The following is an 18,718-nucleotide window of genomic DNA, read 5'->3' as shown; positions in this document are numbered from 1 at the left end:
GACCAGGGCAGGCGCATTCCGGCGTCGTCCCCAGACCCATGACAAGGAGGGAGACAACGATGATGCCTGGACGTATCAATCTTGTGCGCGTCGAGACGCCTGACGTAGCAGCAGACGAGACGGCAAACGCGAAAACGCGAGCGGCAGGCGGCAAAACTACAGGCCGTGCCTACGAACAGCCCGGTCAATTGAGCGCGCTGGAGAATCGCACCTCTGTCCCGGGCGCGCGACGCACGCTGGCGTCTGAACTCGCGTGCGAACTCAACCAGCAGGTCGCCAAACAGTTCACCGCGCCGCCGGAGATAGCCCAAACCGCCTCGAGGATATTTTCGACGACGGGCGTTTATGAAAATGAGGCAAGCGCAGCCCGATTTATCGCGTCACTATTTACGAGCACTCGGCTAGACTCGCCCGATTCTCAGCGCTTCGCTGAGCGGCTCCTGAATATCCGTCCGGACGGCGGGCCGCGCTGCGGACATGCGATCCTCCTGGCTCAGGCGCTGGCCAGCGCGACTAACCACGATGCGGATCTCGCCATCGAAGTGCTGGACAACTGGCATAAGCCGCAACGAGGGTCGAGGGATGTTCGGCATGCTGTCTTGATGGCCCATTGCGCTTTGGCTGGCAGCGATCTCGGTTTTGAGGTGCTGGATGCCCTTGCGCCGTCTGCCTTCGTGCGCAGGTCCGATTCCACGGAAAGGCGGGAATATACACGCATAGCTCTCGCGGCCGCCGCGTACCTCCTGCCACATAACGCAAGTGTGCAAGCTGGTATTGTTCGGCCGACCACACTTGAAGAAGTCAGCTTGCTTGCTGGCGTTACGCGGTTGTTGCCACGGTGGATCGATCTGAACGATTCGCGCATGCAAACAGCCGCGAATGCGTTTCTTGGCGTGTGCAAAGCCATGCCGAGTGTGCTGCCAGGTGGTCCGTCCCGAGCCGAGCGAGAAGCAACGCTGACCGGTGACGAGCGTGAAGCGATGGGTGCATTCAGCCCCGATCCGCTGGATGCCGAGGTCGTGGCCGCGTCCCGCACGGCGCATCTTGTGATGCCGGCCGGAAATCCCGATGGCGATGTATTTCGCGAGTTCTCGATCGATACGCGCAAGCTCGATCAAAAGACGCGCTCCTCGTTCGAAAAAGCGGGAGGGCATGACGGTCATCCGGTGACCCGACGTCAGTATCTGCGTCCCGCAGCCGCCGAGCGGGTTCGGCATTGCTTGGCGATGCTGAGTGCCATCGAGACAGCAGGTGCAAACCTCACGCGTTACGATCAACAGGGTCGCGAAACGTTGCGAGCGGCGATAGGCCATATTCTCGCCGACGATGCTAACTGGGGGCGCCTCGAGGCGCCGAACTCCCATTCCTCCATCGAGGTGGGAGCAGGTCGACAAACACGCCGAAACCGCCTATGGGGAGGGCGTTTCACCGAGGCCACGCAAACGCCCGGCGCCAACCGACGGCAACGCGAACGCAACACTCCCGTTCGTTTTGCGCAGGCCGCCCCTGACTTTAAGGGCTCTCCGACCCAACAAATCCTGGTGCAGATGTTCGACGAAATGCCTGACAACTGGATTGTCGAGCCTGTCGTCATGCCTTCGCACGCGCAACGCTTCGGCACGTTGTTCATGTTCGTGCAACTGCGCGGCACGATATTTCCCGAAGGCAATGAGATAGGGGAACGCCTGACCGCGTTTTTCGGTGGCGCCGACAGCAAAGCGTTTGTCGATTGTCGGCCAAAAAGACCCCCCGAAGAAATCATGAAGGCTTTCGAAGCCAAGCTTGCGGCGTACCACCAGCAAAAGGCTTTGCGATTGCAGGGACGAGCGACCGGCAATGCGACCCCGTACCAAATGTGGGCGGGTTTCGACCTCGCCTCGTTTATCGAAGAGAACTTCGAGCGGCCAGACAGGCCGGGCGGAGAATGGACGATCGAGCCGTATCCGCAAAAGACGCTGGCGGAGCACATCCACTATAAGCGGGTGGAAAACACGCTGGACATGAGTCATCCGCCCGCCGGTTCCTCGTTGATTGCGGTGCCTAAAGAGCAAGCGATTCCTTCAAATCGCTTTGCCGAAGGGTACTGCTGGGACATGCTGCCGAGCGTGATGGGCGAACTGGCTGCGGGCAACGTGGAGTTGGCGCTCAATACGCTTGAAAATATGGCACATCAGATCCGCGTGACCGGAAGGGTCAGCAACGGAAACCGAGACTACTACACGCGTACTCAGGTGGCGACGTTCGCGATATTGTGCAATAGGGTCGCGGACTACACGGGCAACGAAGACATCCTCGTTCAATACCTTCCAGAGCTGATGGCGGAATGGCGCAACTATATGTTCGGCGCCGATACGGTCGGGCCTGGGCAGATCTTCGGTAGTGTGGCGATGCTGCCCGACGGTCAGATGCTGAACGTCTATCACGACTTCGCGACGGGACCGCGCCCGGAAGGGTGGGCTGAAGAAGTCGAGGTGGCCAACGAGGAGCTCAAAGAGCGCTCAGCGGACGCGCCGGTCAATCCTGCCAATGTTTACGAGGTGAAACGCCAGGGCGCTCGATCGGGCATTGATTTCAGCAAAGCGCAGGTCAACCCCGAAACCGGTCGCGGCGAACTCAATTTCTCGATTCCATTGCAGGAGAACGCGCACCTCGTGATGGCAGAGCAGGCCCTTGTTCGCGCGCTCAGGGCGGGAGGGTATGCCGAGATGGCAGACCAGATGGATGCGGTGCGGGAGCGGCGTACAGCGAGCATTCAGTCGACATTCTTCAAGAAGAAGCCCGATGGTACCTGGGAAATCGGTGCCCACTACCGCACGCGCGAAGGCAAGCTCCATCCGCTCGTCACCTCCGAAATCGCCAATGCGCTGTGGGCCGGCACCGTACCTCCAGACGCCGTCGACGCTGTCGTCAAGATGATCATGGAGGAACTGCTGACCGAGTGGGGGCTTGCCGCCTCGGCGGCGTGGGACAGCAAGGAGCAATGGGACGGCGAGCGTTTCTGGGCGCTCCCGACCATGAAGGCGGTAGAGGGACTGCGACGGTACGGCAAAAACGAGGAAGCCAAAAAAGTCGCGATCGCATTTGCCGAAAACGCGTGGCAGACCTATGTCAATACAGGTCATACGTTCGAGAAATTCGGCCGCAACGGTCAGCCCGCGAGCGGCGGTGAATATCGCGTCGAAGCGGACATGACCATGACCAACGAGACGTTGCAGTGGCTGGCATCGATTTATCCCGAAGTCGCCGACATTCTCGATCGCCCCATGCCGCCCAGGCCCGTGCCGGAAAAGCCGCTCGCGGCCTGATCTCTTCCGGTGTGAGCGGCTTAGACGGTTGCGCGCGTTACGCGCGCAACCAGATAAACATGCCTGAGGCGATACCGTCGAACATTTCGTCGGCCGACTCGATGATGTTCTTGCGCCAATAGCGGCCGTGATCGGCGTAATGTTCCAGCAGATCGGCCAGCCAATCGCCATCGATGTCGTAGTCCATCACGACGCGCACGATCAAGACGATGCCACCCGTATTGCTATCGAGGCCGAGCTGAGCCTGCTCCTGGGCATAGATAAGCAAATTCGCCTCGAGCATCAGGCGAAATACCGTGAGCGTGCGTCCCGCCGTCACCGTGCCGAAATGGAAGTTCATGTACATCGCGTCGTTGTCTGCCTCGAGATGGGCAAGACGGACTTCGAAATCCTCTATTTCGAGCGCGCCTGAATCCAGTACATGCCGCGGGTTGTGAAACCCGAGCACGTCGCATAGTTGCGTGACAAGCTGTTCGTAGAGTTGAGCGCTCATAGCAAAAAAGGGCCGTCCCGCATACGACTTGTCGGGACGGTCCCTTCAATATGGTGCCTGGTACGAGCCTGGAATCAGCGTACCTTGTTCAAGAGGTCGTTGCCGGATTGCATCATTGAATAAATCAAGCCAGTCCTCGCATTCTCGTTGATCTGATTCTGCGCGAACCCGCTCAATGCCCGCGTTCCTGCATCGTATCCACCGCCTTCAGCGCCGGCCGCCCCCATATCTTTCCCGTTTTGCAAAAGAGAAAAACCGCTGCTTAAGAGTCCCATAACAGCCTCCATAAAAAGATAAGAAAAATACCCACTGCCAGAGTCGGAGAGGCACTCTGACTTCGGAGTGAGTTGGTTATGCCAACAAGCGTGGTCTACTCGTCCACGTTGTCGTGCAGTCCTTCCACCAGCCGGTGCGCAGCGCGGAAGCCTTGGCTGAGTGTCTTGAGGTTCGCGATGTCGATCTCGGACGCGGCACGGGGGATCTCGTCTTCCATTACCGCCGCTGTGTCGGCGAGCGCCGCGCACACGGCTTGAACCCGGTCCTTGTGTCCTATTGGCGAATCCGGTGATTTAAACTTCATGTCCGCGGCAACACGTTTGAGTGCTTCATACATGATCCATCTCCTGACTAGGTAGATTCAGGTCTCGACAATACCCTGGTAGGCGACGACTACTTTGCAAGGTAAAGGTGCTTAGTGCCGTCGGGCGATTGCAGGAATCTGACATTGCCGTTCGAAATAATTTCGGAATAAGGTGTGGGCTGTGCTGCTTCAGCCGATTGCGTCAACTGGTTGTCGATGCGTCGAACATTGCTGTCGAAGCTCGGTCCCAGTCGGGTCAGCGCATCGCGCGCACGGGTGAGGTCGTCCACCGTTCCCGTCACCCTGAAAACGCCCTTGCCGACATACTCCGCGTGCGCGCCGCGCATGCCCGGGCCCTCCTCGATGTCCTGCACGATCGTGGTGGCGACGTCGTAATGCTGCTCGATCACGCCGCGGCGTTTTGAGAGCCGCTTGATGATCGAGCGTGCGATCGCGTCGTCTCCCGTCGTGCGTACCATGCCGGTGATCACGACGACGGGGCCGCGCGCACTCGTCTGCAACTCGGTTAAACCTGCCGACACGAGCGCCGTGGCCGCTTTTTGTGCAAGCGCCCGGCTGTCGCGAACTTGCGCAGCTTCGCCGCTGCCGCTGCTGAGGAGCAGCATGAGCATCGATGAACCCAAGAGAAGAAGAACGCTGCACACCGCGTATGCCATAACCTTTCGTCGCCGTGAAATGGGCTGCTGGGGATTGGTCTTGTTTCGACCTGCGGAAAACAGGGTATTGAGCAACTCGATATCGGCAGGCCATTTGGCCGCTTCATCGCCAACGCAGATCACAATCTCACCAAGCTTGAACGGGACAAAGTCGGGAAGAAGAACCGGTACGGGTGCGGGGGCGGCCTCCGCTTCCTTGCTTTGTCCTGCGCCATGCGGGCTGTCAGTTGCGTCTACTGACACCGCACCCGGCGGAACATCCCGATTCTCATCATCCCGCGTGGCCAGTTCGACGAGAGAGACAATGCCGCGAGCGTCGACGATAAGCATTGCACTGGCATCACCGCTGTCGCTTACGCGAATATCTGCGTCATGCGTCGCGCCTAGCCGATGCGATGTCGCCGCCTCCAACTTCAGTTGCGCGCCTGCATGGACACCCGTGAGAATTCGAAGGATTTTCATTATCAGCTCTCGGCTTTGCAATTGTTCAATGCCTAGCTCTTTAACACGTGACTACGCGACTTTATTCGCATGCATGGCGATGGCACGCGTTCTTGGTTCCAACATGCGCTTGTGATCCCGCGACTGAGGCCCGAGCGATGAAAGCATGAGTAGCGCAGCCAACAGATTCAGTGTCTTTTCCAGCTCCGGTAATGGGTCGCTGCCCTCGAGGTGCGGTATCGTAGGGAGCCGTGCCATGGCTTCCTCGATCTCGTCGAGCCCCGCGCCACGCCGGGTTGGCACGTGTTCATTGCGAGCCGCGCGCGCAACGAGATGAAACTGTTGAAATGCCGCGCGTGCGTTGATTGTCGGATGCGTGCGGAGATAATCGTACATGGCGACCATGCATCGGATCAGTGTTTCCGTCGATGGCCCCGATTGCGGGTCCGCGCTCGCCACGGCATCGCGGAGCGGTGCCAAAAAGGGAGCTAACGCCGGATCGATCGGTGCCACTGGTGAGCCCGCTTTCACATCGAGCGAAGACAGGCGTGGATTCGCTAAGCCGTTGCCACGGCGCGATTGCCCGTCGGAGTTTCCATGCTGGCCTGAGCCCCCGTCCTCATGCTTTTCACGTACCTGTTTGCGGGCGATCGACGGGGAGTTAGGTGTTACCGCGTCATCGGCCTCCACCGCATCCTCCTCGGCGCACAAGCGTGACCTGAGCGAGGAAAGCCCGCGCAGTCCCTTTTTGCCGCTGCCCCCGCTATTCGCACGCGAGTTCTGAGGGCGAGTGCGATAGACATATCTGCCGTAAGCCGTTTGGCGCGTCACTTCGCCGGAATCGGAGCCTTCACCAAGGCTATCTTCATCGTCCTGTTCTTCATCGACGTCATTCGCCGGATCGAGCTCGGAAGCATATCGGTCAGTGGAGGAATCGACGCGTGTTGCACTCATGATGGGATCGCCGTCGTAATAACTTCCCGCATGAATCGCACCAGCGCTGCCGAGGCCCAAGGGGCCGCGATCGCAAGTGCCACGACCACGGCCAGAAGCTTGACGCCATGGGGAATGCTCGCGTCCTGTATCGACGTGATCGCCTGGAGAAAGGAAACAACGAGGCCGACAGCCGCGGCCACGAGCACGACGGGCAGCGAGATATACATGCACAGCAGCAATGCCTGTGTGGTCATGCGGGTGAGCATCTGAACATCCATGTTCCGCTCGCTATTTATAGGTCAATACAAGGCCGTGAATCAGCATCGACCAGCCGTCCGTCGCAACGAACAACAGCAACTTGAACGGAATGGCGACGTTGGTCGGATTGACCTGGTTCAGGCCCATCGCCATCAGCACGTTGGCAATGACGATGTCCACGATGATGAATGCGATGTAAAGCAAAAAACCGATCTTGAATGCGTCATTCAGTTCGGTCAGCGTGAATGAAGGCGCCAGTATGATGAGATCGTCCGATTTAACGGCACTGGCGACTTCCTTGGGCCAGAGTGCGCTTGCGGAGCGCACGAAGAACGCTCTTTCGCGCTCGTGCGTGTGCTTGATCAGAAACTGCCGGAACGGCTCACGCGCCGCGTCCGCCGCTTGGAGCATGGCGGTGACGCCCTGCGCGGAGTTGTCGCCGTTACGCATGTTCTGCATTGCCGCTTGGCCGACAGGCAGAAGAACGTAGCAAGAAACGATGATAGCAATGCCGTTGAGTACCATGTTGGGCGGCACCTGCTGCACGCCAAGCGCATTGCGTACGAGGCCAAGCACAACGACGATCTTCGTATACGACGTCACCACCATCGCGACGAACGGCAAAATGCTGATCGCGATGACAACGACGAGTAAGCCGGTAATGTCAGTGGGTTGCATCGGGAGAAGCTCCCATTTGGATGATGCGAAGACCGAGATGCTCTCCGACCGCCACGAGTTCTCCGTGACCGATGGTTTGGCCATATGCGACCAGCCGAACACGCGATTCGGCGAGGGGTACCGGCAGTTCCATCACATAGCCGGCAGACAGTGTCGAGATCTGGCCGAGTGTCAGATGGACCGTTTCCACTTCGAGGTGAACGGGGAGCTCGAAGTCGGACATGTCGATAAAGTCTTCCGCGGTCATCGTATTGATGTCGGTGTCTTGCGTATCGTTGCGCATGTTGGGTCCCTCCTTGATCGAAAGTGTGGTGTGAACAAGCGTGCCGATTGCGGCAACGCGCGATGAGCCGGCGCCGCCCCAGGCGAGCTCGAGCGAGAGAGGGGCGCGCGTGCTATCGAGGCACGCGCGGTAATGCGCAGGTACCCCGCCGAGCAGGACGTCGCCAGTTCGCAATGTGTTGAGCGTGGATGTCTTGATCCGTTGCGTACCTAACCGTGCGCTGCCGGGCAAGTTGAGATCGGCCAGCGTCGGCGGCAGTGGGGCACGTAGCGGCGAATCCGCCCGCAAGTAAACGTCGAGGGGCGAGAGAAACTGGTCGCTTGCCGTGACGACATCGAACTCGATGGTCTGGCCGCCGGTGTGGAGTGCCACGCTCGCAAGGGGTGGCAGCGACCGGACTTGCTTCGTCGGTTCGATGTGCTGAAGCGACATGATTCTCAGACCACTGAATCCAAGCGTGTTCAATTGCCTGAGCAATGGAGCGAGCAACAAGGCAGAGACCGCCTCACGCAACGCCATCGAAGATGGAGCGCTCGCCGGCTTGGCGACGATCGCAACCGCTGCATGTCGTGAGAGATCGAAAGCGATGCGTGCGGTTCCGCAATCGTGTGCGATTTCGGCGGTTCCAGATCTCACGATCTGCGCGCGTGGCGGCGTGACTGACATCGCGTTCACGCACGCATTGCGCGTCAGCGCGTCGATAAACGCGGTAGAGCCGGCAAGTCGTGAGAGTGCGGCACCACAGCGGGATACGCGTGCCAGGCATTCGCTCAGTGGGCGATGCTCGGCTTGCTGCTGAGAGTCCAAGAAGATTTGCTCCATGAAATCACGCGTGAATCTGTTGATCGCATATCCGGGGCCATGCAACGACTTGAATTGACAGACCGTTTAATCGATTTCGATATTGATATCTCTCAAAGCGCCGTTTGCACTCATTGCTTTTTCAAGACGGGTCTTCAACGCGTACACGTGATCGGAGATTAGTTGTTTGGCATGCGGATCGCGCACAAGAAAGCGAATCCGAACCACAAACGGCGAAAGATGCAATAGCAATGTGGTGTTGCGCAGCACGGCAGGATCGAGATCGAGTTCGATATCCCATTGCCCGGCGTCCGCGACTGCGGGATCCATGCAGAATCGCTCGATCGTATGAGCAATCTCAGCGACGATGCGATCGCCCCCGATGGCGCGGCTGACGATCGCTTTAAGGAGCCCGTGGACCATCGATGGCAGTCGGTCTACGAGCTCGCGCTCGTCGGCAGTGTAGGTCGCATCTGCGCTTCGATGTTCGTCATCGCTTTCGCCTTGCTCGCGGGTTGACCGATGTGAAATGGAAGGGCGCTGTTCGGTGCCGTCGTGGGAGCCCTCCCGGCCGAATGTGATTCGATCGCGCGAACGGCCACGGCGAATCAGGGCGGCATAGTCGACCGATGTACTTCGCGTGCGTGCGCGCCGATCCTGGTCTTGATCGCCGGACGCGAGAATGCGTACTGGGCTGTTATCGATGCGAGCCATGATTCGAGATCATCAATCGCGCTACAGCGTGACCTTACCGAGCGGCTGAAGCTCGATCAGGTTGCCGAGCTCCTGATACGAGTACACGGGCAGCCAGCGCAGGTCGCTCTCGATCATGCGACGGACGTAGCGGCGGATGTCCATGGACGTGACGACCGCTCGATCCTCGCGTGGTGTGCTACCCGCGATCTGAGCAATTTTTGCGATGAAGGAGGCAGATTGATCGGGCGAAAGCGCGAGGTAGTTGCCTGTCGGCGTCTGTTTGATCAATTGGCGCAAATGCTGCTCCACGGCGATATCGAACAGCACGACGGGTAATTTGCTCGAACCCCGCGCTGCGCGGTATGCCATGAAGCGGCTCAGATCGCCGCGCACATATTCGGTCAATAGCAGCGTGTCTTTTTCCTTGGGCCCCCAATGGATCAGACTTTCCATGATGTTACGTGCATTTCGAATGGAGACGTATTCCTCGAGCAGGCGTCTCAATACTTCCGCAATGCGCTGAGCGGGGACAACTTTTTGCACCTCGGTCACGAGACCCGGATATTCGTCATTCAGCTTGTCGAGCACCCATTGCGTTTCCTGAATGCCGATAAATAGCGATGCATGATCGCGCATGACGTCCATCGTATGTGCGGCGATCGCTGCTTCGGGGCAATCGGCAGCGGAGCCGTCGATCAGCGTCGGCTTGTCGGCAGCGAGCTCGCGCTTCGCGTAGGGCACATCGTGGATGAGGATTTCGTAAGCGCATGGCTCGAGTGAGTCGGCGCTCCACATGGTGATACCCGGAAACGGCAACCCGAGTTCTTCGGTGAGCGCGGCACGGCGTGTATCGAAAGCCTTGTGCAGACTATCGGCCGCGAGCAGCGAGGCGAGATCGTGTCCGAGGCGTACGCCGATCGGGCAGGTCAGCTCCGGCGCGCGCGAGAGGATAGCAGGAGCGGAGCGTTTCGATCCCGCGCGCTGCAGCGCTGTGACAGCGTCGTCGAGCAGCGGCTTAGCTGAAGTGGTTTCCGGTTTTTTTTCGCGCTTGGTCAGCTTGTATGCGCCGAGCGCAAGACAGGCAGCGATCGCGAGAAACAGCACGGTCGGAAATCCTGGCACCAGTGCAAAGCCGACAAGCAAGACCGCCGAGAGATACAGCGCACGCCCATTGGCGCTTAATTGCCGCCCGATTTCGTCGCCGAGCGATTCGTTTCCCCTCGGGTTCATATCGTCGGCTACACGGGTAATGATGACGCCCGCGGAGACCGAAATCAGCAGGGACGGGATTTGCGACACCATCGCGTCGCCGATCGAGAGAATCGAAAACCGATTGGCTGCTTCTCCCGAGCTCATTCCGTGATACATCATGCCAACCGCGATGCCCGCAACAATATTGATCAGTGTGATGAGTAACCCGGCGATGGCGTCGCCCTTTACGAACTTCATCGCGCCATCCATGCCGCCATGCAGCTTGCTTTCCATGCCCAGCGCGCCGCGCCGTTTGCGCGCTTCGTCCGCTGTAATGGCATTGGCCCGCAGATCCGCATCGATGCTCATTTGCTTGCCCGGCAACGCATCGAGCGTGAAGCGCGCTCCGACCTCCGCCACGCGTTCCGATCCTTTGGCGATGACGATGAATTGAACGGTGGTGATGATGGCGAATACCACGAGGCCGACCACCAGGTTGCCCCCGACGACGAGCTCGCCGAAGCTCTCGATGATGGTGCCCGCATCGGCATGCAGCAGGATCGACTTCGTCGAGGCGATGTTGAGCGAGAGCCGGTAGAGCGTGGTGAATAGCAACAGCGACGGAAATGACGACAAATGCACGATATCGGAGACGTAGATCGTCACCATCAGAAGCGTCACGCTGATCGTGATATTGAATGCGAGCAGGGCGTCGATGACCTCAGTGGGCAGCGGCAGGATCATCAACGAGATGATCGTGACGACGAGCAAGGCGATGCCGATCTCGCCGGCCGCTGGTAGTTTTGACATGCGTGGCATCATGCTGCGCTCCAACAATAAGAAACGATGGCGCCCGCCTATGACGGCGGCGCCGAAACATCGGCGGCAGCCAGTTTTCGTGCGCCGATGTCGTCGACCCAGCGCAAGATCGCGGCGACCGCCTCGAACAACGGTTCGGGTATGGGCTGATAGAGCTCGGTTTTGAAGAGTGCGCGTGCAACGGGCGGGTTGCCGACGATCGGAATGCCCGCTTCGTGCGCCATCCGGCGCAGCCGTGCTGCGAGCTCGTCCGTGCCTTTTGCGATAACGACGGGCAGAGGATTTTCGGCGGGTACGTAGCGGATTGCGACGGCATAGTGCGTCGGATTCACCACCAGCACATTGGCTTTCTTGACCGCTTTTCCGCCGTCGGAGGAAAACGCGATTTCTTTGGCCAGCTTTTTACGCTTCTGCTTGATATGCGGGTCGCCCTCGCTTTCCTTATGCTCGCGCTTAACCTCATCCTTACTCATGCGATGTTCGCGTATGAAATTCCAGCGCTGGAACTGAAAATCGGCAAATCCGATTAAAAGGAAGATGCCGACCGCGATGCCGACGACACGGATAAGGGCGGTCCATGAAACCTGCGTAATCGTATCGAGCGGTTGCCCAATCGCGTTCACCACGAGAGGCAGCAGCAGCACGACCGCCTTGTAGAGCGTTATGCCGATGATGATGGCCTTGACGATCGTTCGGCCGAGATCGAAGCAGGATTTCAAGGAAAAGATTCGTTTGAATCCCTTGTCGGGGCTGATAGCGTCAAGCTTCGGCGCGACCGGTTCAAATGAAATCGTGAAGCCTACCTGCGGCAGCGATGCCAGGATCGCTGCAACGACCGCCACGAGCGCAAACGGGGCGACGACACGAAGTGCATCGAATCCGAGCGTCAACAGCGCACTCGTCAGCGACGCCATGCTTCGATCGGTATCGAGGAAGGCCAGCGAATCACGCACAAGGGACTGGAGCGCCTGGACAAGGGGGCCGCGCATGCCTGCGAGCACGCCGAACGACGCGCACAACACGACGGCGCCGACCAGATCGACGCTTTGCGCGACTTCGCCCTCTTCGCGGCTGTCGCGCAGTCGCTTGTCGGTCGGTTCTTCAGTTTTTTCGTCGCTCATGGCAAATCCAATCGCTGCTGGCAGCACGTCCAGGTGAGCGCAACGATAGCGGCGGTGGTAAGCGTGCACAAGACAGTTATTGCCTGGCATTCGCCGTTTCGCGATGTGCGTTCGCGTCCGTGTGATCTTGCGGGCGGCGCAAGGCCTATTGTTTGATGATCGGCGGACCGGATGCGATCCGGTTTTCATGCTAACGAACATCAGTGGTGGGATTGCGATGAACTACATGGATTGCGACGCGGAACTAGTGGATGGACTGATCGACCTTGTCACTACCGCGCAAGTGGCCTGTTCGATTTCGTTCGACGCGAACGACGAGTTGTGCGCAGTGGTGCCTCCCGGTGTCGCACTGGGCGACATCGAATCGGTTATCGATGCATTGCATGTCCTGCGGCCCAGGGTGATCGAGCTGTCGATTTTCGATGCGCTGATGCATATCGTCCGAGGCCAGTGGCGAGAGGCCACGCAAACGCTCTACGAAGCTGTGACATTGCGGCCGGACTTTCAATACGGTAAGGCCATGCTCGCATTCTGCCTTTCCCAGCAAAACGATTCGGCGTGGCGTCCCGTTGCGCAGGAAGTATTGGCGAGCGGAGACTCCCCCGATGCGGTGCGCTTTGTTCGCGCATTCGACGAGTACATCAGTGTTCGAGATGGCGTCCCGCCGCTGGCGGCTTCGGTGGGTGCGGTGGGGCAGGGTTTGGGCGCGGACGCGCAAGCGGTCGACGCGGCGCCTGACGCTTTGGTTTCAAGCGCTGGTTTATCGGGCGTCATGCGGGCATGAGTGCGGCACGATGCCGGTAACGGTTATTTCGAGCACATGATGCAAGGGGGGAGGCGATATGGATCCGACGTTGGCGACGCTGCAGACACAAATGCCGATGGGCACCGCAAATGAGGCGCACGCAGAAGTACCGATCATCGAGCAGCCTGGCGCGCAGCCGGACGCTGCGCTTGCGGCCAAATTTCAGGCGCTGATGAGTGGCGCGGACGGGGCCGGTGTGCCGACCGCGCCGGTCGAGTCATCGGGGGCCATCGCAGGCTCTCCGGTGGCACGGATCATCGAGTCGCAGGACTCGATCATGAAAAACGCGTTTGAGGACGTTTTGCAGTTGCGGGAATCCGCGCCCTTCATGAGCGTCATGGAAAATATGAACGCAACGACGCAGGTGGCAACCGAGGTAGCTGTCGCCAACTTTCAGATGACGGTCAATGTCAACGTGGCCAACGGCGTGAAGTCGTCTGTCGAGACGTTGATGAAGAATCAATAGTCGAGTGGACGATGAGTAATCCTCGGTTTTTCGGACCCCGTACGGCCACCTTGGTGGTTCTGGCGTCGCTGTGCCTGACGCTCACGGCTTGCAAGAAGGAGCTCTACAGCAACGTCGACGAGCGTCAGGCGAACGAAATGGTCGCGGCCTTGATGGAAGGTGGCGTCGAAGCTGACAAGACAACGGCGGACGGCGGCAAGAGCTGGGGCGTTATGGTGGACAGCGGCAAGGTCGTACGCGCAACCGAGCTTTTACGCGCACGCGGGCTGCCCGAGGAAAAGTTCGCTTCGCTCGGTGAAATGTTCAAAAGCGATGGGCTGGTTTCGACGCCGACGGAAGAGCGCGTGCGGTTCATCTATGGCATGTCGCAAGAGCTCTCAAGAACCTTATCGCGGATCGACGGTGTTGTTTCGGCCCGCGTGCAGATCGTGCTGCCGAACAACGATCCGCTTGCTCAAACGGTCAAGCCATCGTCGGCTTCGGTCTTCATCAAGTACCGGCCCGATGTCAACGTCGCCGGGCTAGTTCCACAGATCAAAAATTTAGTTGTCCATAGCGTTGAAGGATTGATCTATGACCAGGTGAGCGTCATCACCGTACCAGCCGATTCGATCGATGTGGGCGCGCTTACGCAGGCGAGCCCCGACTATGGCTCGTGGCTAATGGCTGCGCTGGTCCCAATCTTTTTGGTGGGGGCCGCGCTGGCGTATTTGCGCGCGAGCCAAGGGTTCGCCGCGACGCTGAAAGATGAGATGTCGCGCTGGACGGGCCGGGCGCGTGCAGGCATTCAAAGCGTCATCACGCAAGTGCGGAAATATGCTGGATCGATGCGTTCACGGACCTGACCGAAGCGCGGCGGGAGGAGGGGCTATTGCGGTGCTCAGGCTGGAGAGGCTGCTGCGTGGCTACGCGGCCAATTGTGCCGTGCTTGCGCGATTCGCCCATGCGTCCTGGTGGAAAGACCTTGCCGCCATCGCGCCGCTTGTCGCGCAGTCGCCGGAAAACGATGTGCGCCTGTGCTCGCACGCGTTGATGTCGGAAAGCGGAATCGGATGGCCGGATCTCGACGATTTCTCTGCCCGTGCCAGTTCGATAGCGGCGCTTCCGCTCGTGGATGGACAGCACATTCTGCGCATGCGCGGGCTCATTGCGCGTCGCATGATGGTCCGTCGCTGTGTCGACAAAGAGCGCCGGATGAAGTTGATCGAATGGGTTGGGGCCGATGCCCTCGAAGCGATCATGACGCTGGCTGATGCGCCGCAGTGGGATCGATTGCAAGGCGTGAGCGTACCGGAGCTCGAGTCGCTTTCCGATCATGACGTCGCGTGGGAGGGGCTGAATCTGTTGCGCCGCGACGGCGAGTGGCAATCGCGCGGGCCGCTTGCGTTGATGCGACTGATTTTTCCGCGAGGGCAGCGCACGCCGAAATGGATTGCGAAGACCATCGATCCGAAGACCGGCGTCGATCCGCGGTTCGATCAGCGAGGAAGCGACGCGCTTTTCACGCTTTTGCCCCGACTGTATCCGGAGTGGCCATGGTGATCTGGTTGAGAAGGCAGTCCTCAGCGTTGACCGAGCAAGGGGGTGCAGGAGCCGCGAGCGAGGTGGTGCGGCGAGAGGACGTGGGCAGGCTCGTTTCGCTCGATGAAGGATTTCTCGAGCTGGAACGTGAGCGGGAAAATATTATCGATGAAGCGCGTTCGCAAGCGCAGCAGATGGTAGAGGAAGCCCGCAAGGCAGCAGAGGGCATCGAGGCGGAGGCCGAGCGCGTCCGAGCCGGTGCGCACGACGAGGGATTTCGCGCCGGCATGGCAAAGGCGCTCGCCGAGTGGCACGCCCGCGCGATGCATACCGACGCGGAATATCAACGCGTGCGGCAACGCATGCGCGAGCGACTCGCGGAGCTTGTCACACAGGCAGTCGAGCAAATCGTCGTCAGCGAGAACGCCCGGACTTTGTTCAAGCGCGCCCTGGCTTCGGTGGACCGCATTACGGAGAAGGCGAGCTACTTGACCGTTTCGGTTTGTCCTGACGATTACAAGCAAGCGTCGGACGTGTTCGGTCAATTCGTCGAGGAATGGGGTGGCAGAGGCCGCACGATCAAGTTGACCGTCACGGCCGACAAGCGTCTCGCCGCAGGCAGCTGCGTGTGCGAAACCGACGTTGGCCTCGTCGATGCGAGCCTCGAGACTCAGATACGCGCTTTGAAAGCGGCGACTGAACGTGCACTGGCGGGCGTGGGCCCAGGTGAGCCGGCCGGGGATGAGAGGCGAGGTATCGATCGCGACCCGCTGCCGGACAACACCGATGACGTCGATGATGTCGATGGCGTCCATGAAGAGATGGAGTCACTCACGTTGTCCGACTTCGACGAAGCGCGGGGCGATCATGCGATCTGACCCGTCGGAAGCGGAGCCCGTCGCGCTGTCCACGATCGACCTCACTGGCCTGGCCGATTCGATCGCACACGAATTGGGCGCGAATCCGCTGGCTCATCAGGCGGGAAAGGTCGTCGAAGTGACCGGAACGCTCATTCGCGCCGCGGGACTCGAAGTCAAGATGGGCGAGCTTTGCGAGCTCCGCGATGCGCAAGGGGGGCTGATTCAGCAAGCCGAGGTGGTCGGGCTTTCTCAGAGTACGGCGCTGCTGTCGCCGTTCGGCAGTATTGCGAACGTCTCTCGTGCCACTCGCGTCGTCGGGCTGCGCCGTCCGTTGTGCGTTCCGGTTGGCGACGCCTTGCTCGGCAGGGTGATCGACGCACTGGGTACGCCGATCGACGAGGGAGGGCCACTCGATTGTGGTACGTCGCGTCCGATCTTCAACGATCCGCCGAGCCCCATGAGCCGCTCGCTGATCGATGCGCCGTTCTACACGGGGGTGCGCGCGGTTGACGCACTGACCACGTTGGGTGAAGGGCAGCGCATGGGAATCTTTGCGCCCGCCGGTGTCGGGAAAAGCACCTTGATGGGAATGTTTGCACGGGGTGCGCAATCGGACATCAATGTGATTGCATTGATCGGCGAGCGCGGCCGCGAAGTGCGCGAGTTTATAGAGCTTACGCTCGGTGACGAAGGCATGGCGCGTTCGGTTGTGGTCTGTGCTACGTCCGATCGCTGCTCGATCGAGCGGGCAAAAGCGGCGTATGTCGCAACCACGATTGCCGAGTATTTTCGCGATCGCGGCTCGCGTGTACTGCTGATGATGGATTCGGTGACGCGCTTCGCACGCGCGCAACGGGAGATTGGATTGTCCGCCGGCGAGCCGCCGACGCGACGGGGCTTCCCGCCATCGGTGTTCGCCGAGCTGCCGCGGCTGCTCGAGCGTGCCGGTCCGGCTCGCACAGGATCGATCACGGCCTTCTACACCATATTGGCCGAAGACGAATCGTCGGGCGACCCTATCGCAGAGGAGGTCCGCAGCATCCTGGACGGCCATCTGATCCTCTCGCGCGAGGTCGCCGCGCGCAATCAATATCCCGCGATCGACGTGCTTGGCAGCCTGTCGCGCGTGATGCAGCTCGTCACCGACGAAGGGCATCGCCGCGCGGCAGGGCATGTCAGACGCCTGCTTGCGAAGTATCGCGATGTCGAGACGCTGCTTCAGGTCGGTGAGTATCAACGCGGACAGGAGCCGATCGCCGACGAGGCAATCGAAAAATATGAGCAGATCTGTGCGCTGCTGGGTCAACGCGTCGATGAGTTGAGCCAGCCGAGCGAGGTCATCGAGCAACTGCTATGGCTGGCCGGCGACCACTGAAGCGCCGCTCGGCGCGAACGCGGAGCGTCCGGTGAAAAACGCTCGAATGCGCGCATTTCGTGCGCTGTTGACTCGTCGGGGCCGGCTGGCCGAAAAGCTACAGACGCAGCTCCGCGCGCAGCGTGAGCAACATGCACGGCTCCTTGCAGAAATGGAAACGGCGCAAGGCGAGGCAGATCGCGCGCTTGCCGATCAGCGAGCATGCGACGCCCGGATCGATGAAATGACGCGCTCAGACTCGATACGGCTGCCCGAGATCAATGCGCAGCGTCAATACCGCGAAACGCTCGAAGCTCGACGTGCGCAGTTGGCGCGGCAGCTGCGCGAGCGGCATGACGCGGTTTTAAAAATGGAATCTGAAATGGCTCAAACGCGGCAAAACATCTTACGCAACGAGCGCTCGATGGACGTCTATCGGGATCGGCTCGATGCGATGGCCAAGGAGGCAGAAACACGCATCGACGAGGCGGCAGAGGAGGAAGCCGAAGAATCCCGGGCTGGGCGCATGTTTATCAGATCGCGGACGCAGCAGCAATCCTCAGGTGTTGAAGATGAATAGCGACGCGCTGCTCTCACTCGGCCAATTGGGCTCGTCGTCGATTGAATTGATGACGACGTATGCGATCTGCAGCATACGGATCATGGCCGTGTTTCTGATCATCCCGCCGATGAGCGACGACGTTCTGCAAGGGGTGATACGCAATGGCGTGGTATTGCTGTTCGGCAGCTTCGTCGCAATCGGCCAGGCAAGTGTACTCAACGGAATGGGTGCTTCCATGCTGGTAGCCATCGCAGGCAAGGAGCTGTTGATCGGTATCGCGCTGGGATTTCTCGCGGGGACGGTCTTCTGGGTGGCGGAAAACGTGGGTCTGATGATCGACGACCTTTCCGGCTACAACAACGTCCAGGTGAGCAATCCTCAGCGCAGCGACTCCAGCACGCTGACTTCCTCGCTGCTCAGTCAGTTGGTGATCGCGTCGTTCTGGGTCTTGGGGGGAATGACGTTCCTGCTGGGCACCCTATACCAATCGTTTGTCTGGATGCCGCTTGCGAGCTTCTCGCCCGTGCCCGGAAATATTTTGGAGTCGTTTGTATTGCACCAGACCGATACGCTCATGCAAACGTCCGTGAAGATCGCCACGCCGATGATGCTCATTCTGGTGTTGATCGATCTGGCGTTCGGATTCGGTGCCAAGGGCGCGGAAAAGCTCGAGCCGATGGAGCTGAGTCAGCCGGTCAAGGGCGTGGTAACGGTCTTGATGCTCGCGGTGTTTGCCGGTGTTTTCGTCGACAGCGTGCGCAGCGAGTTATCGCTTTCCGATCTCACGGCCCGGTTCCATGCGTTCGCGCAAGGTTCGACGCCGCAGGCAACTCCGCATAAGCGATGAATCATGCATCGATCGATGGAACAA

General features: G+C 59.8%; 21 protein-coding genes. 9 read left to right on the top strand and 12 right to left on the bottom strand.

Features of this window, described 5'->3' with window-relative positions; genetic code table 11:
* Nucleotides 1–401: 401 nt before the first annotated feature.
* Nucleotides 402–1,217, bottom strand: coding sequence for a hypothetical protein (locus ACSQ20_RS11000; protein WP_436019800.1), 816 nt, complete (start codon nt 1,215–1,217; stop codon nt 402–404).
* 417 nt (nt 1,218–1,634) lie between these two features.
* Between ACSQ20_RS11000 and ACSQ20_RS10995 the strand changes: the two genes are divergently transcribed.
* A complete protein-coding gene (locus ACSQ20_RS10995; RefSeq protein WP_436019798.1) occupies nt 1,635–3,305 on the top strand; it encodes a trehalase family glycosidase in 1,671 nt (556 codons plus the stop codon).
* Between the two features lie 37 nt (nt 3,306–3,342).
* Here the strand turns inward: ACSQ20_RS10995 and ACSQ20_RS10990 are convergent, their stop codons facing one another.
* The 11 genes from ACSQ20_RS10990 to sctU form a co-directional block, all read right to left on the bottom strand.
* Nucleotides 3,343–3,798 carry a CesT family type III secretion system chaperone gene (locus tag ACSQ20_RS10990; RefSeq protein ID WP_436019796.1) on the bottom strand — a complete coding sequence of 152 codons (456 nt, stop codon included), beginning with the start codon at nt 3,796–3,798 and terminating at the stop codon, nt 3,343–3,345.
* A gap of 74 nt (nt 3,799–3,872) precedes the next feature.
* Complete coding sequence (locus ACSQ20_RS10985; protein ID WP_436019794.1) at nt 3,873–4,073, bottom strand: hypothetical protein; 201 nt, start codon at nt 4,071–4,073, stop codon at nt 3,873–3,875.
* A gap of 95 nt (nt 4,074–4,168) precedes the next feature.
* Nucleotides 4,169–4,411 carry a hypothetical protein gene (locus ACSQ20_RS10980; protein ID WP_436019792.1) on the bottom strand — a complete coding sequence of 81 codons (243 nt, stop codon included), beginning with the start codon at nt 4,409–4,411 and terminating at the stop codon, nt 4,169–4,171.
* 56 nt (nt 4,412–4,467) lie between these two features.
* A complete protein-coding gene (locus ACSQ20_RS10975) occupies nt 4,468–5,517 on the bottom strand; it encodes a hypothetical protein (RefSeq protein WP_436019790.1) in 1,050 nt (349 codons plus the stop codon).
* Nucleotides 5,518–5,568: 51 nt separating this feature from the next.
* Nucleotides 5,569–6,450: a hypothetical protein gene (locus ACSQ20_RS10970; RefSeq protein ID WP_436019788.1), complete on the bottom strand. Its 882-nt coding sequence runs from the start codon at nt 6,448–6,450 to the stop codon at nt 5,569–5,571.
* Complete coding sequence (gene sctS, locus ACSQ20_RS10965) at nt 6,447–6,710, bottom strand: type III secretion system export apparatus subunit SctS (protein ID WP_436019786.1); 264 nt, start codon at nt 6,708–6,710, stop codon at nt 6,447–6,449. Before sctS ends, ACSQ20_RS10970 begins: the two co-directional genes overlap by 4 nt.
* A 10-nt stretch (nt 6,711–6,720) precedes the next feature.
* Nucleotides 6,721–7,368 (bottom strand): type III secretion system export apparatus subunit SctR, encoded by a 648-nt coding sequence (gene sctR / locus ACSQ20_RS10960; RefSeq protein WP_436019784.1) that lies wholly within the window; start codon nt 7,366–7,368, stop codon nt 6,721–6,723.
* Nucleotides 7,355–8,473, bottom strand: a complete 1,119-nt coding sequence (gene sctQ, locus ACSQ20_RS10955) for a type III secretion system cytoplasmic ring protein SctQ (protein ID WP_436019782.1) — start codon at nt 8,471–8,473, stop codon at nt 7,355–7,357. The genes sctR and sctQ overlap by 14 nt, the downstream gene beginning before the upstream one ends.
* Before the next feature lie 66 nt (nt 8,474–8,539).
* Nucleotides 8,540–9,166, bottom strand: a complete 627-nt coding sequence (gene sctP / locus ACSQ20_RS10950; RefSeq protein ID WP_436019780.1) for a type III secretion system protein SctP — start codon at nt 9,164–9,166, stop codon at nt 8,540–8,542.
* 21 nt (nt 9,167–9,187) lie between these two features.
* On the bottom strand, nt 9,188–11,161 hold the full coding sequence (locus ACSQ20_RS10945; RefSeq protein ID WP_436019778.1) for an FHIPEP family type III secretion protein: 1,974 nt from the start codon (nt 11,159–11,161) through the stop codon (nt 9,188–9,190).
* Nucleotides 11,162–11,196: 35 nt separating this feature from the next.
* Nucleotides 11,197–12,279 carry a type III secretion system export apparatus subunit SctU gene (sctU, locus tag ACSQ20_RS10940; RefSeq protein ID WP_436019776.1) on the bottom strand — a complete coding sequence of 361 codons (1,083 nt, stop codon included), beginning with the start codon at nt 12,277–12,279 and terminating at the stop codon, nt 11,197–11,199.
* Between the two features lie 187 nt (nt 12,280–12,466).
* Here sctU and ACSQ20_RS10935 point away from each other — a divergent pair, with 187 nt between their 5' ends.
* Genes ACSQ20_RS10935 through sctT form a run of 8 tightly spaced genes read left to right on the top strand, consistent with a single transcriptional unit; the run spans nt 12,467 to nt 18,694 of the window.
* A complete protein-coding gene (locus tag ACSQ20_RS10935; protein WP_436019774.1) occupies nt 12,467–13,063 on the top strand; it encodes an HrpB1 family type III secretion system apparatus protein in 597 nt (198 codons plus the stop codon).
* Between the two features lie 58 nt (nt 13,064–13,121).
* Nucleotides 13,122–13,550, top strand: coding sequence for a hypothetical protein (locus ACSQ20_RS10930; protein WP_436019772.1), 429 nt, complete (start codon nt 13,122–13,124; stop codon nt 13,548–13,550).
* Between the two features lie 11 nt (nt 13,551–13,561).
* Nucleotides 13,562–14,395, top strand: coding sequence for a type III secretion system inner membrane ring lipoprotein SctJ (gene sctJ / locus ACSQ20_RS10925; protein ID WP_436019770.1), 834 nt, complete (start codon nt 13,562–13,564; stop codon nt 14,393–14,395).
* Nucleotides 14,396–14,426: 31 nt separating this feature from the next.
* The gene (locus ACSQ20_RS10920) at nt 14,427–15,092 is read left to right on the top strand and encodes a type III secretion protein HrpB4 (RefSeq protein ID WP_436019768.1); all 666 of its coding nucleotides are present in this window, start codon (nt 14,427–14,429) and stop codon (nt 15,090–15,092) included.
* Complete coding sequence (gene sctL, locus ACSQ20_RS10915; RefSeq protein WP_436019766.1) at nt 15,086–15,949, top strand: type III secretion system stator protein SctL; 864 nt, start codon at nt 15,086–15,088, stop codon at nt 15,947–15,949. The genes ACSQ20_RS10920 and sctL overlap by 7 nt, the downstream gene beginning before the upstream one ends.
* Nucleotides 15,939–17,306, top strand: a complete 1,368-nt coding sequence (gene sctN / locus ACSQ20_RS10910; protein WP_436019764.1) for a type III secretion system ATPase SctN — start codon at nt 15,939–15,941, stop codon at nt 17,304–17,306. Before sctL ends, sctN begins: the two co-directional genes overlap by 11 nt.
* A gap of 31 nt (nt 17,307–17,337) precedes the next feature.
* Complete coding sequence (locus ACSQ20_RS10905; RefSeq protein WP_436019762.1) at nt 17,338–17,865, top strand: hypothetical protein; 528 nt, start codon at nt 17,338–17,340, stop codon at nt 17,863–17,865.
* The gene (gene sctT, locus ACSQ20_RS10900) at nt 17,858–18,694 is read left to right on the top strand and encodes a type III secretion system export apparatus subunit SctT (RefSeq protein ID WP_436019760.1); all 837 of its coding nucleotides are present in this window, start codon (nt 17,858–17,860) and stop codon (nt 18,692–18,694) included. Before ACSQ20_RS10905 ends, sctT begins: the two co-directional genes overlap by 8 nt.
* Nucleotides 18,695–18,718 lie beyond the last annotated feature (24 nt).

Origin of the sequence: Trinickia sp. LjRoot230, assembly GCF_964253315.1 — a bacterium.
GTDB lineage: Bacteria > Pseudomonadota > Gammaproteobacteria > Burkholderiales > Burkholderiaceae > Trinickia.
The sequence above is the reverse complement of the archived record's forward strand: the minus strand, read 5'-3'. Positions and strand labels throughout refer to the sequence as shown.

Bases quoted from the DNA above. Each gene is read 5' to 3' on its own strand.
- sctU (WP_436019776.1), bottom strand. From the start codon at position 12,279: ATGAGCGACGAAAAAACTGAAGAACCGACCGACAAGCGACTGCGCGAC.
- ACSQ20_RS10975 (WP_436019790.1), bottom strand. From the start codon at position 5,517: ATGAAAATCCTTCGAATTCTCACGGGTGTCCATGCAGGCGCGCAACTG.
- sctP (WP_436019780.1), bottom strand. From the start codon at position 9,166: ATGGCTCGCATCGATAACAGCCCAGTACGCATTCTCGCGTCCGGCGAT.
- sctT (WP_436019760.1), top strand. From the start codon at position 17,858: ATGAATAGCGACGCGCTGCTCTCACTCGGCCAATTGGGCTCGTCGTCG.
- ACSQ20_RS10945 (WP_436019778.1), bottom strand. From the start codon at position 11,161: ATGATGCCACGCATGTCAAAACTACCAGCGGCCGGCGAGATCGGCATC.
- ACSQ20_RS10980 (WP_436019792.1), bottom strand. From the start codon at position 4,411: ATGTATGAAGCACTCAAACGTGTTGCCGCGGACATGAAGTTTAAATCA.
- ACSQ20_RS11000 (WP_436019800.1), bottom strand. From the start codon at position 1,217: ATGCCGAACCCGCTCGGCGGCTGCGGGACGCAGATACTGACGTCGGGT.
- ACSQ20_RS10985 (WP_436019794.1), bottom strand. From the start codon at position 4,073: ATGGGACTCTTAAGCAGCGGTTTTTCTCTTTTGCAAAACGGGAAAGAT.
- ACSQ20_RS10935 (WP_436019774.1), top strand. From the start codon at position 12,467: ATGCTAACGAACATCAGTGGTGGGATTGCGATGAACTACATGGATTGC.
- sctJ (WP_436019770.1), top strand. From the start codon at position 13,562: ATGAGTAATCCTCGGTTTTTCGGACCCCGTACGGCCACCTTGGTGGTT.
- sctL (WP_436019766.1), top strand. From the start codon at position 15,086: ATGGTGATCTGGTTGAGAAGGCAGTCCTCAGCGTTGACCGAGCAAGGG.
- sctS (WP_436019786.1), bottom strand. From the start codon at position 6,710: ATGGATGTTCAGATGCTCACCCGCATGACCACACAGGCATTGCTGCTG.
- sctR (WP_436019784.1), bottom strand. From the start codon at position 7,368: ATGCAACCCACTGACATTACCGGCTTACTCGTCGTTGTCATCGCGATC.
- ACSQ20_RS10970 (WP_436019788.1), bottom strand. From the start codon at position 6,450: ATGAGTGCAACACGCGTCGATTCCTCCACTGACCGATATGCTTCCGAG.
- ACSQ20_RS10930 (WP_436019772.1), top strand. From the start codon at position 13,122: ATGGATCCGACGTTGGCGACGCTGCAGACACAAATGCCGATGGGCACC.
- sctN (WP_436019764.1), top strand. From the start codon at position 15,939: ATGCGATCTGACCCGTCGGAAGCGGAGCCCGTCGCGCTGTCCACGATC.
- ACSQ20_RS10990 (WP_436019796.1), bottom strand. From the start codon at position 3,798: ATGAGCGCTCAACTCTACGAACAGCTTGTCACGCAACTATGCGACGTG.
- sctQ (WP_436019782.1), bottom strand. From the start codon at position 8,473: ATGGAGCAAATCTTCTTGGACTCTCAGCAGCAAGCCGAGCATCGCCCA.